Origin of the sequence: Pseudomonas sp. fls2-241-TYG-175 (assembly GCF_030209155.1) — a bacterium.
Classification (GTDB): Bacteria; Pseudomonadota; Gammaproteobacteria; order Pseudomonadales; family Pseudomonadaceae; genus Aquipseudomonas; species Aquipseudomonas viridiflava.
This window is the reverse complement of record NZ_JARVSO010000019.1, coordinates 1-17,076: the sequence shown is the minus strand read 5'-3', so window position 1 is coordinate 17,076 and position 17,076 is coordinate 1. Positions and strand designations below refer to the sequence as shown.

General features: G+C 60.4%; 16 protein-coding genes. 5 read left to right on the top strand and 11 right to left on the bottom strand.

Annotated features, from left to right (window positions below; translation table 11 throughout):
• Positions 1-123: 123 nt before the first annotated feature.
• The 10 genes from QRN20_RS15005 to QRN20_RS14960 all read right to left on the bottom strand — a co-directional run bounded on the left by QRN20_RS15005 (position 124) and on the right by QRN20_RS14960 (position 11,344).
• Positions 124-888 (bottom strand): ABC transporter ATP-binding protein, encoded by a 765-nt coding sequence (locus QRN20_RS15005; RefSeq protein ID WP_122429712.1) that lies wholly within the window; start codon positions 886-888, stop codon positions 124-126.
• 9 nt (positions 889-897) lie between these two features.
• Positions 898-2,016, bottom strand: a complete 1,119-nt coding sequence (locus QRN20_RS15000; RefSeq protein WP_058431781.1) for a succinylglutamate desuccinylase/aspartoacylase family protein — start codon at positions 2,014-2,016, stop codon at positions 898-900.
• A 14-nt stretch (positions 2,017-2,030) separates the two neighbouring features.
• A complete protein-coding gene (locus QRN20_RS14995; RefSeq protein WP_025996574.1) occupies positions 2,031-2,741 on the bottom strand; it encodes an ABC transporter permease in 711 nt (236 codons plus the stop codon).
• On the bottom strand, positions 2,738-3,466 hold the full coding sequence (locus tag QRN20_RS14990) for an ABC transporter permease (protein ID WP_004888169.1): 729 nt from the start codon (positions 3,464-3,466) through the stop codon (positions 2,738-2,740). The genes QRN20_RS14995 and QRN20_RS14990 overlap by 4 nt, the downstream gene beginning before the upstream one ends.
• Before the next feature lie 83 nt (positions 3,467-3,549).
• Positions 3,550-4,332 carry a transporter substrate-binding domain-containing protein gene (locus tag QRN20_RS14985; RefSeq protein ID WP_004888172.1) on the bottom strand — a complete coding sequence of 261 codons (783 nt, stop codon included), beginning with the start codon at positions 4,330-4,332 and terminating at the stop codon, positions 3,550-3,552.
• A 335-nt stretch (positions 4,333-4,667) separates the two neighbouring features.
• Positions 4,668-6,371 (bottom strand): ATP-dependent DNA ligase, encoded by a 1,704-nt coding sequence (locus QRN20_RS14980; RefSeq protein WP_122429713.1) that lies wholly within the window; start codon positions 6,369-6,371, stop codon positions 4,668-4,670.
• Positions 6,368-7,411, bottom strand: a complete 1,044-nt coding sequence (locus QRN20_RS14975; RefSeq protein ID WP_029243723.1) for a ligase-associated DNA damage response exonuclease — start codon at positions 7,409-7,411, stop codon at positions 6,368-6,370. Before QRN20_RS14975 ends, QRN20_RS14980 begins: the two co-directional genes overlap by 4 nt.
• 363 nt (positions 7,412-7,774) lie before the next feature.
• Entirely contained in the window at positions 7,775-10,249 is a 2,475-nt protein-coding gene (locus QRN20_RS14970; protein ID WP_122429715.1) for a penicillin acylase family protein, read from the bottom strand.
• Between the two features lie 141 nt (positions 10,250-10,390).
• Complete coding sequence (locus tag QRN20_RS14965; protein ID WP_057408496.1) at positions 10,391-11,035, bottom strand: glutathione binding-like protein; 645 nt, start codon at positions 11,033-11,035, stop codon at positions 10,391-10,393.
• A gap of 108 nt (positions 11,036-11,143) precedes the next feature.
• A complete protein-coding gene (locus QRN20_RS14960) occupies positions 11,144-11,344 on the bottom strand; it encodes an SEC-C metal-binding domain-containing protein (protein WP_005764888.1) in 201 nt (66 codons plus the stop codon).
• A gap of 162 nt (positions 11,345-11,506) precedes the next feature.
• Between QRN20_RS14960 and QRN20_RS14955 the strand changes: the two genes are divergently transcribed.
• The 3 genes from QRN20_RS14955 to QRN20_RS14945 all read left to right on the top strand — a co-directional run bounded on the left by QRN20_RS14955 (position 11,507) and on the right by QRN20_RS14945 (position 13,116).
• Positions 11,507-12,163, top strand: a complete 657-nt coding sequence (locus tag QRN20_RS14955; RefSeq protein WP_004888181.1) for a LexA family protein — start codon at positions 11,507-11,509, stop codon at positions 12,161-12,163.
• 128 nt (positions 12,164-12,291) lie between these two features.
• On the top strand, positions 12,292-12,543 hold the full coding sequence (locus QRN20_RS14950; RefSeq protein ID WP_004888183.1) for a DUF1654 domain-containing protein: 252 nt from the start codon (positions 12,292-12,294) through the stop codon (positions 12,541-12,543).
• A gap of 243 nt (positions 12,544-12,786) precedes the next feature.
• Complete coding sequence (locus tag QRN20_RS14945) at positions 12,787-13,116, top strand: MFS transporter (RefSeq protein ID WP_122421375.1); 330 nt, start codon at positions 12,787-12,789, stop codon at positions 13,114-13,116.
• 9 nt (positions 13,117-13,125) lie between these two features.
• Here the strand turns inward: QRN20_RS14945 and QRN20_RS14940 are convergent, their stop codons facing one another.
• Positions 13,126-13,617 carry an LEA/WHy family protein gene (locus tag QRN20_RS14940; RefSeq protein WP_122429717.1) on the bottom strand — a complete coding sequence of 164 codons (492 nt, stop codon included), beginning with the start codon at positions 13,615-13,617 and terminating at the stop codon, positions 13,126-13,128.
• A gap of 113 nt (positions 13,618-13,730) precedes the next feature.
• Between QRN20_RS14940 and QRN20_RS14935 the strand changes: the two genes are divergently transcribed.
• Both QRN20_RS14935 and QRN20_RS14930 read left to right on the top strand, forming a co-directional pair.
• Positions 13,731-14,333 (top strand): hypothetical protein, encoded by a 603-nt coding sequence (locus QRN20_RS14935; RefSeq protein ID WP_029243728.1) that lies wholly within the window; start codon positions 13,731-13,733, stop codon positions 14,331-14,333.
• A gap of 133 nt (positions 14,334-14,466) precedes the next feature.
• Complete coding sequence (locus QRN20_RS14930) at positions 14,467-16,905, top strand: TonB-dependent receptor (protein WP_122429718.1); 2,439 nt, start codon at positions 14,467-14,469, stop codon at positions 16,903-16,905.
• Positions 16,906-17,076 lie beyond the last annotated feature (171 nt).

Genomic DNA, 17,076 nt, shown 5'->3' with positions numbered 1-17,076 from the left:
GGAGCGTCACGGGAGGCATGCCCACGCGGAGCGATGGGCACGATCAGTGTCGAGGTGGATTTGTGTATAACGATGAGCGCCGAGTGGGAACGATCATCGCATCGCAGCGCGCCACCTGCGCAGTTACTTCAGGTTTCCGCTCAGGAACTGCTGCAGCCTTTCGCTCTTGGGGTTGTTCAAGACTTCGTCCGGGTGACCGGACTCTTCGATCTGGCCCTGATGCAGAAACACCACTTGGCTGGCGACCTTGCGGGCGAAGCCCATTTCGTGGGTCACCAGGATCATGGTGCGGCCTTCATCGGCAAGGCCCTGAATCACTTTCAGCACTTCACCAACCAGCTCCGGGTCGAGCGCCGAGGTCGGTTCGTCGAACAGCATGATTTCCGGTTCCATCGCCAGCGCACGGGCAATCGCCACGCGCTGTTGCTGACCGCCGGACAGGAACGCCGGGTACTGATCGGCCACGCGCTCAGGCAGGCCAACCTTGTCCAGGTATTTGCGTGCGCGGGCTTCGGCTTCGGCCTTGGGCACGCCCAGCACCCGGCGTGGCGCCATGGTGATGTTTTCCAGCACGGTCATGTGCGCCCACAGGTTGAAGTGCTGAAACACCATCGCCAGTCGGGTGCGGATCCGTTGCAGTTCGTCCGGGTCGGCAACGCGCATGCCGTCCTTGTCGCTGACCATGCGCACCTGCTGGCCGTCCAGGCTCATGGCGCCGTCGTTGGGTTGTTCCAGAAAGTTGATGCACCGCAGGAACGTGCTCTTGCCCGAACCGCTGGCGCCGATCAGGCAGATCACATCACCGCTGCTGGCCTTGAGCGATACGCCTTTGAGCACCTCGTTGTCGCCATAGCGCTTGTGCAGGCTATCGATGGTCAGTTTGTACATGAGAGGTCCTTAAGGAGAAAGTAGGTAGCCGCTGCGGTAGGCCTGCGTGCCCGCGATATGGGCGATGACCATGCCAGCGGTGGCCATTCGGCGCAACGAGCGCGCATACAGCAGACCGGCGTTGAGCGCATGAATGCTGGTCACGGCGTCGCTGATCGGGTCGATGATTTCGGCGATCAGTTGCCCTGCATCGACGTGCTCGCCCGGCATCGCACAGAACACCAGCAAGCCGCCGACCGGTGTCGCGACCGGCTCGACTGCAGCCAGAGGCGTGGCGGGGTACAGCAGTTCGGGCGGCATCTGCCGTTCGCCGTCGATCAGGCCGAAGTCGATCAGGTAATTGATGATCGCCTGGCAATCGCGGCTCGCCAGTGAATGATTGACGTCGCCTTGCCCGCGCAACTCAAGGGTCACCGAGAAGCTGCCCATCGGGACCGGAAAGCGTTCACCGAAGCGCTGCTGCAATTGCCACCAGACCAGCGTGAAGCATTCGTCGAACGACTGACCGCCAGAGTCGGTGGCCAGCAGACTGGCCTGCGCGCCGAGATAACGCGACAGCGGCTCGACCTTCGGCCAGGCCTCGGGCGTGGTGTACAGGTGCTCGACCGACTCGAAGTCACAGTGCAGGTCCAGCACCATGTCGGCGTCGCAGGCCAGCCGCTGAAGCGTCAGGCGCAACGAGTGCAACTGGGTCGTGGCAGTCTGAGCGTTGAGGGCTGCACGCAGGCTGTCGCGCGCCAGCGTACGGTTCTGAATTGCGTCCTGGGTCAGCCGCGCTTCGATCTCGTCACCCACATGCTGCCCGAGGTCGACGAACCCGCGATTGAAATTCTGTCCGCTCTCCAGTTCATAGCGGCCCAGTGGCGTGTCCATCAACACCTGTTCCAGGCCGATGGGGTTGGCCACCGGCACCACGACGATTTCGCCCAGCAGGCGACCGGCGTTTTCCAGTTCGGCCAGACGCTGCTTCAGGTACCAGGCGACCAGCATGCCGGGCAGTTCGTCAGCGTGCAGTGAAGCCTGAATGTAGACCTTGCCCGCGCCGCTCTGCGGCCCGTAATGAAAACTGTGAACGCAGCGCCCGGTGCCGGGCACCGGCGACAGCAAATCATGGGTGTGATGCTGCATCGGTTCTGTCCTGATTAGTGAGCGGGGCCGAGGAAGGCCAGCCAGCGACGTTCGGCAAGACGGAACAACCCGACCAGAATGAAGGTGACGGTCAGGTACATGACGGCAGCGATTCCGAAGGACTGGAAAGTCATGAAGGTCGCCGAGTTGGCATCCCGTGCGACTTTCAGAATGTCCGGCACCGTGGCAGTGAAGGCCACGGTGGTCGAGTGCAGCATCAGAATCACTTCGTTGCTGTAATAAGGCAGCGAGCGGCGCAGCACCGACGGCATGATCACATAGGCGTACAGCTTCCAGCCGCTCAAACCATAAGCCTTGGCCGCTTCGACCTCGCCGTGGGCCATGCTGCGGATCGCACCGGCAAAAATCTCGGTGGTGTACGCGCAGGTGTTCAGCGTGAACGCCAGGATGGTGCAGTTCATCGCGTCGCGAAAGAACGCATCCAGCAACGGCTGCTCACGCACTGCTGCAATGCTGTAAATGCCGGTGTAGCAGATCAGCAACTGTATATAGAGCGGGGTGCCGCGAAACAGGTAGGTGTAGAACTGCACCGGCCAGCGGACCCAGCGGTTCTTCGACACGCGGGCGATGGACAGCGGAATCGACAGGCAGAAACCGATGGCAATGGACGCGCTGAGCAGCCACATGGTCATGGCCAGGCCGGTCACGTTCACGCCGTCTGTATAAAGGAAGGGTTTCCAGTATTCCTGAAGTAACTCAATCATCGCTGCGCCTCCCGGCTGCCTGCGGCGTAATGCCGTTCAGCCCAGCGCAAGGCGAAATTCGACGCACTGGTGATCGCCAGGTAGATCAGCGCCGCCAGCACCAGAAAGTAGAACAGTTGATAGGTGCTCTTGCCTGCGTCCTGCGAAGCCTTGACCAGATCGGCGAGGCCGATGATCGACACCAGCGCGGTCGCCTTGAGCAGCACTTGCCAGTTGTTGCCAATACCCGGCAAGGCATAACGCATCATTTGCGGAAACACCACATAGCGAAACCGCTGGCCGCGTTTGAGGCCGTAGGCGGTGGCCGCTTCAATCTGACCCCGTGGCACGGACAGAATCGCGCCCCGGAAGGTCTCGGTGAAATACGCACCATAAATGAAACCCAGCGTGATGACGCCCGCGCTGAACGGGTTGATCTCGATGTATTCCCATTCCATCGCATCGGTCAGGCTGGTCAGCCAGGTTTGCAGGCTGTAGAAAATCAGCAGCATCAACACCAGATCCGGGACGCCGCGAATCAAGGTGGTGTAGACCTGTGCCGGCACGCGCAGCAGCGCTGAGCTCGACAGTTTGGCGCTGGCCCCGATCAGCCCGAGCACGATGCTCAGAAACAGGGACAGTACCGAAAGTTTGATGGTCATCCATGTGCCTTGCAGCAACAGAGGGCCGAAGCCCTTCAGGCTGAAAGCCGAAAGTCCGAGGGTGTGCATCAGTGAGTCGAGCATGGATAAAGCCTTGAGCGGTCACGAACAGAAACGCCCATCGAAGGGGCGGCGAATCATCGCCGAAATCGATGGGCGTCGGGGTGTTATTTACCGCTGTACAGATTCAGGTCGCCGAAATGCTTCTTCTGGATTTCGGCGTAGGTGCCGTCATCGTGTAAGGCTTTGATGCCTTTATCGAGCAGTGCTTTCAGCTCCTTGTTGCCTTTGGCGATGCCGACGGCAGTCTTGGCTGGCAGCAGTTCACTGTCGATAGGCTTGCTGACTTCATAGTCGGCGCCGGCCGGCGACTTCAGGAAGCCCAGTTCGGCCTGCAGCATGTCCTGGATGGAAGCGTCCAGACGGCCGGAGGTCAGGTCAGCGTAAACCTGATCCTGGTTGGCGTAGGCCTGGGTTTTCACGCCAGCCTTGTCCAGCACGGCCTTGGCGTAGGCTTCCTGGATGGTGCCTTGCTCGTAGCCCACGGTCTTGCCTTTCAGACTGGCCGGATCAGCCGTCAGGCCTGCACCTTTCTTGAACACCAGCGAGGTCGGGCCGGAGAACAGCTCGTTGGAGAAGTCGATGACTTTCTCGCGAGCCGGGGTCACGGTCATGGACGAGATCACGCCGTCGAACTTACGGGCTTTCAGACCAGGGATCATGCCGTCGAAATCGCTTTCGACCCACTTGCACGTCACTTTCAGCTCTTTGCAGATGGCGTTGCCCAGGTCGATATCGAAGCCCACCAGGCTGCCGTCGGCGGCTTTGGATTCGAACGGTGCGTAAGAAGGATCGACGCCAAAGCGCAGTTCCTTGTACTCCTTGGCCATTGTGTTACCAGCGGCCAGGCACAAAGCCAGTGCGGAAAGGGTCAGCCATGCTTTTTTCATTATTCAGTCCTTAAAACCTGATGGGGGTGTTGGGAACACGCGAGGCTTGTTGCTACCGGCGTAGGCCAGATGTTCTAAAAGTAGCAATTTCCGAACCAGAGAGACGAACGTGCGTTTGAAGTGTAAGCGGTTGTCGCTATTTCATATAAATGCATGGCGTTCTGCCTGCTCGTTGCCACTGAGGTCTGCAGGCAGGTCGGTTTTATCTGAGGCGAGTCATTGAACGCCGAACGGGTGAAGCAGATTCGTAACGAACCGGTCGCACGAGTGGCGACAGAGTGGGTAGGAATGATCATATTTGGTGCGCTGCATTTCGAGCGCACCCTTGAGGTGCGTCAGCTCAACAGGTCCTGCAATGTGGCCAGACTGTCAGCTTCAGCGACCGGCTTGTCCTGCCGCCAGCGCAGCATGCGCGGAAAACGCACGGCAATCCCGCTCTTGTGGCGCTTGGAAAGGGCAATGCCTTCGAAGCCCAGTTCGAACACCAGCGTCGGGGTCACGCTGCTGACCGGGCCGAATTTCTCGACCGTGGTCTTGCGCACGATGGCGTCCACCTTGCGCATCTCTTCATCGGTCAGCCCGGAGTAGGCTTTGGCGAACGGCACCAGCGTGCGCTCGCTCGACTCAGGCGGGCCGTCCCACACCGCGAAGGTGTAATCGCTGTACAGACTGGCACGCCGTCCGTGGCCGCGTTGTGCATAAATCAGCACCGCATCCACGCTGAACGGATCGACCTTCCATTTCCACCACACGCCCATGTCTTTGGTGCGCCCGACGCCATACAGCGAATCACGCGCCTTGAGCATCATGCCCTCGACACCCAGGCTGCGGGAGGCTTCGCGCTGGTCGGCCAGGTCCAGCCAGTCCTTGCCGGTCAGTACCGGAGAGGGCAGGAGCACATCGCTGCGAGCCTCGCCGATCAGGATTTCCAGTTGCGCGCGGCGCTCATGTTGCGGACGGCTGCGCCAGTCGTGGCCTTCCCACTCGAGCAGGTCGTAGGCCAGGATCACGACCGGCACATCGGCGAGAATCTTTTTGCCCAGTGTCTTGCGGCCAATGCGCTGTTGCAGCAAGGCGAACGGTTGAACCGAGGGGCTGGCCTGCGACGCATCGCTGTCCAGCGCAAATTCCGCTTCGCTGTCAGGTGCGGCTTGCGGGGCTTTCCAGACCACGATTTCGCCGTCAATCACGGTGCCGTCGGGCAGGCACTGAACCAGGCTGTGCAGCTCGGGGAAGCGATCGGTGACCAGTTCTTCGCCGCGCGACCAGATCCACAGTCGTCCGTCGCGTTTGACGAGCTGCGCCCGAATGCCATCCCACTTCCATTCCACCTGCCAGTTCTCGGCCGGGCCCAGCAGTTCTTCGAACTGGTCGGCAGGCTGCTGCAGCGAGTGTGCGAGAAAGAACGGGTAGGGCTGACCGCCACGCTGTGCGTGCTCATCATCCGATTCGGCCGCGATCAGTTTCAGATAACCCTCGGCGCTCGGCCGGTGGGACAGGTCGGTGTAACCCACCAGACGTTGCGCGACCCGCTTGCTGTCGATGTCTGCCAGCGCGGCGAGGGCGCGTGTGACCAGCAGTTTCGAGACGCCGACCCGGAAGCTGCCGGTGATCAGCTTGATGCAGACCATCAGGCTGCCGCGATCCAGTTGCGACCAGAACGCAGGCAAGCGCTCGGCCAGTTCTTCAGGCGGCAGCCCGCGCAGGGGCAAGAGCTTTTCTTCCATCCAGAGCGCCAGGCCTTCGTCGTTGCTGTGCTCGGCCTGTGGCAGCAGCAGTGACAGGGTTTCCGCCAGATCACCGACCGCCTGATAGCTTTCCTCGAACAGCCATTCCGGCAGATTGCCCAGCGTCATGGCCTGTTCGCGCAGGATGCGGGTCGGCACCAGCTGCCGGGGGCGTCCGCCGGACAGGAAGTAAACGGCCCAGGCCGCGTCCTGTGGTTCAGCCTGTTCGAAATACTCGCGCATGGCCGCGAGTTTGGCGTTGCTCGAAGTAGTGGCGTCCAGCCGGGTGTACAGCTCGGCGAAGGCTTTCATGACTGTGCCTCGCCTGTGCTTTCCGGCTCTGCTTGCGCAGGGGTGTTTGAGTCGTCCTCATCGCCGTATTCGGTGGTGAAGCCTTGCGCGTCCAGCCCCAGTTCGCGCAGGTAACGCACCAGTACGCCGACCGAACCGTGGGTGACCATCACCCGTTCCGCGCCGGTCTGTTCGATGGCCCACAGCAGGCCGGGCCAGTCGGCATGATCGGACAGCACGAAGCCACGATCCACGCCGCGCCGACGTCGTGTACCGCGCAGCATCATCCAGCCGCTGGCGAACGCGTCGCTGTACTCGCCGAAGCGCTTCATCCAACTGCTCCCGCCTGCCGACGGTGGCGCGAGAATCAGTGCCTGGCGCAGCGCGGGGTCGGTCTTCTTGAAATCACCTGCGTATTGGGTTTCCGGGATTCGAATGCCGCCCTCGCGGTACACCCGGTTCAACGGTTCGACCGCGCCGTGCACCAGAATCGGGCCGATGCTGGAGTCGATGCCGTGCAGGATGCGTTGCGCCTTGCCGAAGGAGTAGGCGAACAGCACGCTCGCCTTGCCCTGCTCGGCATTGGCGCGCCACCATTCGTTGATCCCTTCGAAAATCTGCGATTGAGGTGCCCATCGATAGATCGGCAGGCCAAAGGTCGATTCCGTGATGAAAGTGTGGCAACGCACTGGTTCAAAGGCTGCGCACGTGCCATCGGGCTCGACCTTGTAGTCGCCGGAGGCAACCCAGACTTCGCCCTCGTATTCCAGCCGCACCTGCGCCGAGCCCAGCACATGACCGGCCGGATGCAGGCTGAGCTTCACGCCGTGATGGGTGATCTGCTCGCCGTATTCGAGGGTTTGCAGATTGATGTCCTGACCCAGACGCGAACGCAGAATCCCCTCGCCACTGGCGGCCGACAGGTAACGCTCGTTACCGGTACGGGCATGGTCGCCGTGCGCATGCGTGATGACCGCCCGTTCGACCGGGCGCCAGGGATCTATATAGAAATCACCGGGTGGACAATACAAACCTTCGGGGCGCGCTACGACAAGATCCATGGGACAACCGTATGGATGGGCTTGTTAGCTATGAGCCGGGGCAGGGCGGGAAGTTCGTGGAGTTTTGGGGCGCGCTGATTCACAACTCCGCCTCAACACTGATCGTGCCCGCTCGGCGTAGGTGCCGCCCGGGATGCTCCGCGCCACATTCGAGAGCGGACGCGGAGCGTCCTGGGAGGCATTCCCACGCGGAGCGTGAGGAACGATCGGCGTGAGGGCTGACGTGTGCACCCATGATCGTACCCACGCTCCGCGCTCATCGTTATACATAAATCCGCCTCGACACTGATCGTGCCCATCGCTCCGCGTGGGCATGCCTCCCGGGACGCTCCGCGTCCCAGCGTACGATCAGGGGCGAGGGCGTTACTTGCCGGGCGTCAGTGTCAGACGCTGCTTGCCGTAACCCTTTTCATAGTTCGACTGCTGCAGCGGTATCGACATGTACTGCGCCTTGAGCCAGGGCTCGATGCTGTTGGCGTAGTACGGGCTGGCCGGGTTGCCGGACTGGCCGGTGCTGATCAGGCCCGTCATGGGTTCTACCAGGCTGAAGTCCACGATCATGCGCAATCCTGGTGCCATGCGCGCATCGAAGCCTTTGCCCCATTCGTAGCCGGACACGTTGATGGTCGTGTGGTCGCCGCCTGCCGGAACGGCGCTGCGGTTGTACTCGACACCGCCCATCTGCTTGACCAGCGGATTACTAGCGGTCCAGTTGTCACGATGCAGTTTGCCCCATTGCCAGGCCTTGTGGTCGCTGCCCAACAGGCTGTCGCCGCTGGTAACGGCTGCGGCCAGACTGCGCGCCAGAATCGCGGGCTTGTCTTCTTTCTGCGGGGTTTTTACGTCGTCCCAATAAGGGCTGTCGTCACGGCCCAGCAGGTGATCGGCCTGCGGCGAGTAAGAGGAGCCCGCGTTGGCGACCAGTGCCTGCCACGCCGGGCTGGTGTCAGGACCCAGTTCATCCAGGAAAATCTGTCTGGCGCTTTCCTGCAGGAACAACTCGTACAGCGCAGCATCAGCCGAGGTGGCGCTCAGCTTGCCGTCGAACGCCATCAAGCGCGTATACGCCTCGCGTGCCTTGTTGCGATCGGCCTCGGGCAGTGCGTCGATGGCCTGTTTCAACGGTTTGCTCATGCCCGGCGCTTCGAACATGGTCTTGAGCTTGGCGGCGAACGTCGTGGTCTGGTCGTACTGCATGGCGACGGTGCTGCGCAGGTCCTGTTTGCCTCCGTTGGCCAGTTCGGCGATCCGCTCGGCGCGCTCGGGGTTGCCCCACGAATTGGAAAGCTGCATGCCGTAGCCTTTCGGAATCGTGCGTTGGTTGGCTGTGGCGATCCAGCCCTGACGAGGATCCTGGTCGTAAGGGTGCAGCATCGAATCGGCGAAACCGTCCCAGTCGTACTTGCCTTCCCAGCCCGGCGAAGGCAGAAGGCCCTGGCCTTCACGACGGTTCGGGAAACGGCCGGTGACCTGCCAGCCGATGTTGGAGGCGTCGGCAAACACCATGTTCAGGGTGATCGCCCGAATCTCGCGGCTGGTGTCGAATGCTTTCTCCACGTTGGGCGCGCGAGACAGATCGAAGAAGGCGTCCAGCGTCTTGTCGTCCTTGAAGCTCGGCGTTTGCAGCGCAAGGCTCAGGCCATTGCCGGGCGGTGTGGCACTGGCGTTGAGCAATGCGCCGTGACGGGTCGCGTAGACCGTTTCACGAACGGCGCGGTTGCCTTTGACCAGAAAAGTCTCATCGTGGGCGATGGCGGGCACCCATTTGCCATCGGCCATGTAGGACACACGATTGCCTTCACGCTTGATCTTTTCCAGGAACAGGTCCTGATTGTCGCCCTTGACGTTGCTCATGCTCCACGCCAGCTTGCCGTTGAAGCCGCTGAGCACCAGCGGCAGGCCTGCGATGGATACACCGGACACCTGATATTTCGGCGCACGGATCTGCACAAAGCTCCAGGCTGAGTTCAAACCACCCGGAAACTGCATGTCGCTGGCCGACAGGCTTTTGCCACTGCGGCTGCGCTGCGGCGCGATGGCCCAGTTGCTCGAGGCGGCGACGCCCAGCATGTTCAGGTCGGAGAGTTGCAGGGCAACCTTGTTCAGGTCGCTCAGGTCATTGACCTGATTGTTGAGGTTCAGGCCCTTGAGCTTGTCAGCCTCGGCGAACGGCAGCTCTTCATCGGGATAGGTGGGCAGCAGCCAGGCCAGTTTGTCAGCCCCGACTTTCTGCGCCAGTACCAGCCCGGACAGCTCTTCCTGCAGGTTTACAGACTGGCTGAAGTTGAGCAGGGCGAAAATCAGCGCCGAGTCTTCGGGTTTCCAGTACTCAGGCTTGTAGCCCGAGTTGGCGACGTCGGCCGGCAGCTTGTCGCGATAGCGGAACAGGTAGGCGTTCACGCCGCGTGCATAAACGTCGAAGAAACGCTTGAGGCGTGGCGACGACGCATTATAAAGATCGCTCGCGTTCTGCTTCAGGTTGACTGACCGCATCAGGCGGTCCACTTCCAGCGCGTCAGGCCCCGCCATTTCCGACAGACGGCCCTGCGCCAACAGGCGCATGCCGAGCATCTGGCTGATGCGGTCTCCAGCATGCACATAGCCCAACGTAAACAGCGCGTCGTGGTAAGTGCTGCTTTCAATCAGTGGCATGCCCATGCTGTTGCGCCGCACCGACACATTCTGCGCCAGGCCTTTGAGCGCGAAAGTCCCGGAGGCAGGTAGCAGAGTGTCGTTATCACCACCGCCCAACTGGCAACCCGCCAGGCTCAGGAAACTCACCGCAGCGGCGGCAGCGCCAAATCGAGGCAGAAAATGTAGAAAGGCTGGCGAGGCCATGGGCAAGCTCCTGGAGGGGATATGTACAAAAGCCGCTACGTTAGTGAGCCGTCAGCCGGCACGCAAGCAGGCAGGGCGAGTTATTTCAGGATTTTACAAAGAACCGCGTGCCAGCCTCGCCGGTGGCACGCTCGCAGGGCATCAGGCCTTGGAAGGATTGATCCGTTCGGCCAGCGCGTAAGCCCGTTTTGTTGCATCACGATTGGCGATACTTTCGAACCAGCGCTTGAGGTGTGGGAAGTCGTTCAGGTCCTGCTGCTGGTAGGTGTGCGGCACGATCCACGGGTAGATCGCCATGTCCGCGATGCTGTAGTCGCTGCCTGCCACGAAGTCACGGTCAGCCAGACGCTTGTCCAGCACGCCATAGAGGCGGGCGGTTTCGTTGACGTAGCGCTCGATGGCGTAGGGGATCTTCTCTTTGGCGAAGCGATTGAAGTGATGATTCTGTCCGGCCATCGGCCCCAGCCCGCCCATCTGCCAGAACAGCCATTGCGAGACTTCCTGACGACCGCGCAGATCGCTCGGAATGAAGCGTCCGGTCTTTTCGGCCAGGTACAGCAGAATGGCGCCTGACTCGAAAAGGCTCAGCGGCGCGCCGCCGTCAGCCGGGTCGTGATCGACAATGGCCGGGATGCGATTGTTGGGGGAGATTTTCAGGAAGTCGGGCTCGAACTGCTCGTTCTTGCCAATGTTCACCGGAAACACTTTATAAGCCAGGCCGGACTCTTCCAGAAACAGGCTGATTTTGTGGCCGTTGGGCGTGGTCCAGTAGTGCAGGTCGATCATTGAGCGCTCCTTGTGGGTGATCATAGTCCTTCGTTTTACGCTTCCCTCGGCGCCCCGTACATATGAAAACGGCCTGCAAGGCAGGCCGTTGGCAGAAAAGCCGGCGTGTTATGCGCCGTGGCATTTCTTGAATTTCTTGTCGCTGCCGCATGGGCAAGGATCGTTGCGGCCTACGTCTTTCAACGTGTTACGCACTGGCTCCTGATGGGCGTGACCGCAGTTCGGGCCATGGACGTGGCCGTGCTGGTGGTCGTGATGATCATGATCGTGGTTGCAATCAGGACCATGAACATGGGCTTGCTGGTTCATCGGGTTTACTCCGCAATTAAATCGACGCGCATTATCCCGCAAATGGTCGCTGGCTGTATCGCCGTGTTTTTTTTCTGGAAATAGTTGTTTTTTTTAAGCATGCTTACATTCGCGGCGTCAAACGTTCGCTTTTATTTCCTCAAGCGGTGTGAGGCAGAGCTTATGAACAGACACGAACGTATCGCCCGAGCCATCGCCCTGAGCGGCAAGAAGAAGGGTGAAATTGCCGCCGCGTGTGGCGTGGCCAATTCGGCCGTCACGCAGTGGGTGAGTGGCGAGAGCAAGAGCCTGCGCCCTGAAAATCTCTACGCGCTGGCCAGGGCCACAGGCTTTCGCGCCGAATGGCTGGCGATCGGTGAAGGGCCGGAACGCGATTCGCCCCATGACGCCAACGTCGCGTTGATTGATCAGCCAAAGATGTCCTTCCGCTATCCGGTGATCAGCTGGGTCTCGGCGGGCTCGTGGGAAGAGGCCGTCGAGCCGTACCCGGAAGGTTTTTCCGACCGCTATGAGATTTCCGACTACGACTCCAAGGGACCGGCGTTCTGGCTGGAAGTCAAAGGCGATTCCATGACTGCGCCGACCGGTGTCAGCGTGCCTGAGGGGATGATGATCCTCGTGGACACCGAAGCCGATGTGCAACCAGGCAAGCTGGTCATCGCCAAGTTGCCGGCCAGTAATGAGGCCACGTTCAAGAAACTGGTCGAAGACGGCGGCGTTCGCTATCTCAAACCGCTCAACCCTGCCTATCGAATGATCGAGTGCGGTGCCGACTGTCGCATAATCGGCGTGGCGGTGCGGATGACCGGCAGGCTCTGAGCCTTGTCCGGCAAGGCTGGCGAGTGTTTTCCAGCCAACGCCGCGTCGATACTTTTCCTACTTGCACCTTGCCGACTTCCTACGGCTGGAATACTGTATATAAATACAGTTATGCCAAGGAGGTTGTCATGGCTAGCGATCTGTATTCAGCAACAAACGCGTCCTTTTCCTACGAGCAGATCGGAAGACGCATTCAGCGCATGGTGGCGTCGCCGGATGTGCAGAAGGTCCAGTTCATCACCGTTACCCGACTTGATGGCGAGCCTTCCGAGATCTGGGACACCGTGCTCCAGGAAATCGAAGAAACCGACGGTATTCAAGTCGATCGCCGGGAAGACGGCTCGGTGTGGATTGGCTGGAAGCGCTATATCGACGGCTGAAGGTAGCCTGATGCGCCCATCTGAACGGGGCTGAGCTCGATCAGTCCCAGGCTGCGCCTATCATCTGCGTCCCGAGCATTCTGAATCTGCCGCAGCGTTCTCGGGAAATTACCAGACAGGTCCCGCTTAAAACGCTTTATGTTCAGCAAGCTTGACGATTTATTTAAGTATGCTTAAATTTAGTCTCAGTCCTGAAACTCGGCAGTGCGTGAATCTCATCATCTTTTGTACGGAGTCAGGCTCATGGAGCTCTTGAATGGCTTGGTAGACAGATTCGAATGGCTGGTGGCTGGCCTTGTCGGCGCCATCATTTCCGGCTGGTGGCACAAGGCAAGTCTCATCGACGTGCGCGGCTGGCTGGTGTTTTTGATCACAGGTGTTGCCTGCGCAGTGTTCCTGACCGGCATCGCCAGCAATTACCTGGGGGTGGATGAGCCTCGCAACATCACCGGTGTGGGCTTTCTGCTGGGTTCGTTCGGGGGCTCGCTGATCGCGGCCGTCAATCGCGCACTCTGGGCGGCAGACATCTGGAAGTTTCTGATGGAACTGGTCAAGGGACGGCTGGGAGGTTAGCCAGAGGTATCAGCGCCTGTGGATCAACGCTTCAGGCGCGACATCACCCGAGCGGCCTATTCGAACGGTGTTCCTGAACAGCAGGCCCGTCTTGAGCTTGCCTTCAAGCCGATAGTGAATGCTCTCGTCGGGCTTCTTCAACAACTGGGCAAGGTACTTCGCGTGCCGCCAGAGGTTGGTACGGATAGGCACCACAAAGGTCCTGCGGCTGTGGGCATCGACAAAAAACCAGTCGTTGGACCTGTCGTCGACCAGCACCACATCATTGAGACTGATCTTGTACTGAATTGCCCGAACCAGAACACGCGAGTCGTTGGGGTTATCGATCTCGAAATGCAGCTTGAAATCCTGCTGTGTCAGCCTGGCCTTGACGACCTGAACCTTCAGCAAATGCACTTCCGGGTCCCGAAAGCTGTCAAAACTCCAGACCGAGCATCCTGTGAGCCCAAGCATGAGCAGCGCAAGGCTTAGCGTTCTTGTAATGTGCGCCTGAGAAAACATGAGCTTGCTCCGTAAGTGGCCCGAGTTTAGCAACTTGACGGGCAGGGGTAACCTGCTTGTTCCGATGTTCGGGGCTGCGCCATACTTTGTTCACGTGCTGACGGGTATACCGAATGAGTCGTTTTGAGATCGTCTTCGACGGCCGATTGGTCGAAGGTGCCCAGCTTGAGAGGGTCAAAGCCAACCTGGGAAAGCTGTTTCAGGCGGATGAGTCGCGTCTGGAGTTATTGTTTTCGGGGCGACGATTGGTCCTCAAAAACAACCTGGATGAGCAAACCGCCGAGAAGTACCGCGCAACGCTGGAGCGCGCGGGCGCTGTCGCCAGGGTTGTCATGATGAAACCCCCTGTGCCGCAACCGGAGCAAGCTGCGCAGCCGTTGGAAACGGTGCCGGCTGCCGAGGCGCAAGAGATGGAAGAGGTCGAACTGGCCCGTCCGCCCGACGAGCCTACCTGGCTGCGCAAGACGCCAGTGCGCCCCGGTCGTCTGCAGATCAAGCCGCGAGACGCCTACATGGCCGCGTTCTCCGATGTCGATGCGCCGGACTATTCCGTGGCCGAGGCGGGCAGCGACATGCAGGACCCGAAACCTGCGCCGGTCGTCCCGCAACTGGACCTGTCCCGGCTCAGCGTTGCGCCAGTGGGCAGCGACATGGGACAGGTCCCACGCGTCGCTACCCGCGTCGCGCCGGACACCTCGCACCTGAAACTGGACTGACGCAGCCACGCGACTTCAGTCTTCGGCCATCGGGTCGATGCCCTGAAACGGAATTGTTTTCAATCAGCCCTGTCACTTTCGGCGTTTCGCCCGGCTAACAGGCATTGAGAATATTCCAGCCAGGAGTTGCCCGATGTCCCGTTCGTTAGACACCCTTTTGCGCCCCAGCATGTTGGCGATGGCCATTGCTGTCTGTGCACCGTTGGCCAGCCCCTTGCTGATGGCCGCGCAACAGGCTGCCAGCGTTCAGTCCTACGACCTGCCGGCCGCGCCTCTGGCGACCACCTTGAACCAGATCGCCAGTCAGAGCGGTCTGGCGCTTAGCCTCGATCCTGCGCTGGCTGCCGGAAAATCCAGCGCTCCGGTCAAGGGCCAGTTCGATGCAACCGGTGCCTTGCGTGAAGCGTTGCGCGGCAGCGGCCTGCAACTGGTGCAGAGCGCTGCCGGAACCTACACCCTGATGGCAATGGAAGGGGGCACGCTGAGCCTGTCGGATGTGACCATCAATGCGCGCGCTTCGGCTGCCGAAGGTTCAGAAGCGGCCGGTTATCGCAGCGAGAACGTCAGCAGCGTCGGTGCGTTGGGCGGCATGAAGCTTCAGGATGCGCCGTATTCCATCAGCGTGACGCCGCAGGCCCTGCTGAAGAACATTCAGGCGACGTCGCTGGACGATGTCATCAAGCACAACCCGTTCACCCAGATGTACTCCCCGACCAGCGCCGGTTACGCCAGTGCGGTCAATATCCGTGGCTTCAGCAGCGCGGGCAGCCTGAACATAGCCAACGACGGTCTGCGCTTTACCAACGGCGCGGACGGCAGCAACTATCTGGAAGAAATGGAGCAACTGGAAGTCATTACCGGCCTGACCGGCTTTCTTTATGGTCCGGCGTCGCCAGGCGGTCTGGTCAACTACGTGATCAAGCGGCCCACCTATCAGCGCTACAACAGCGTGACCCTGGGTAATGCCGGTGGTGAGAACTACTATCTGCACGGCGACTTCGGTGGTCCGATCGACAGCGAAGGCCAGTTCGCCTATCGCCTCAACGTGCTGACTCAGGATGGCGAGACCGCCGTCGACCTGAACAAGCGTCGCCGGGAAATGATCTCGCTGGCACTGGACTGGAACGTCTCCGACGATCTGCTGGTGCAGTTTGACGCTTCGCACAAGAAGACCCAGATTCGCGGCCTGACCAGCTACTGGTTTTTCGGCGACCAGTCTCTTCGTCCGAGCGCTGGGTCGCTGGACAACGACACGTTGTACAGCCAGAAGTGGTCGTTCTCGGACTATGAGTCGGACAAGGCGGGCGTGCGGGCCAAATGGCGTCTGAATGACACCTTTACACTGCGCGCTGCTTTCGCTGCTCAGCAGTACACCAGCGAAAACACCTACACCGGCCCTACGGTCTACAGCGCGGGGCTGTATTCGCAGCCGCTCTACGCCTTCGCGCCTATCGACACCGAAGAGAAGACCGGCTCGCTGTTTCTCGACGCGGCGTTCGATACCGGTTTCCTTGAGCATAAGGTCACGATGGGCTATCAGGGCAACACATCCCGTCAGAAACAGTATGAAGACCACATCCCGTACACGTCCGCCCAGCCTGGCCCGCAGTACACCTCGCCGGTGGGCACCATCCCGTTCGACCAGACGCCGCAGGTCGGAAAACCGGCTTATTCCATCGGTCATGGCAATCAGCGGCTGGCCAACAGCACCGAGAGCAATAACTTCCTGATCGGTGACGTCATCACCTTCAACGAGCAGTGGTCGACGATCCTCGGCGTGACCCACACTCAGATCAAGACCTATGCCAACGAGTTCGTCTACGCCAGAGCCTTTGGCTCGGCGGAAACCGAAACGACGTACAACGAGAGCAAGACCTCGCCCAACATCTCGCTGGTCTACAAGCCGGTGCCCTGGCTGACCACCTACGCAACGTACATCGAAGGGCTGCAGTCGGGCGGTATCGCGCCCAGCGGCACGGCCAACGCGGGTCAGGCGTTTGCGCCGGAAGTCAGTGAACAGTACGAAATCGGCGCCAAGGCGACACTGGGCGAAACCCTGCTGACTCTCGCGCTGTTCAACATCGAAAAGCCCAACGGCTACACCACCGCCTCGAACATCTACGTGGTGGATGGGCGACAGGAAAACAACGGCCTGGAGTTCAGCGTGACCGGCAAGGTCATGCCGGAACTGACGCTGGTGGGCGGCTTCACGCTCCTGGACCCCAAGATCAAGAAAACCGGCGTTGCGGCGGATGAAGGCAATGCACCGACCAACGTCGCCAAGCAACTGGCCAAGGTCTACGCCGAGTACGACATCAATCAGGTGCCGGGCCTGGCCATGACCGGTGGCGCGTTCTACACCGGCAAGCAGTACACCGACCAAAGCAACGAAAACGACCTGCCGTCGTTCACCACCTTCGACGCCGGTGCCCGCTACCGCATGCGCGTTTCGGAAAACGACCTGACCTTGCGGGTCAACGTCAGCAACCTGGCCAACAAGGAGTACTGGCTGAACAGCAGCTACCTGGGCGATCCACGGACCGTTGCGTTCTCGGCGCAGCTGGAGTTTTGAGGGAACTGTGTCCCGCGAGATCTGCGTAAGGGACGCGGAGCGTCCCGGGATGCATGCCGACGCGGAGCATCGGCACGATCAGTGTGCTTGAGATCCCTGATCGTCCCCAGGCTCCAGCGCTCATCGTTATACACAAGTCATCTGGCTATCCAGTGAGACAGCGGCACTGCC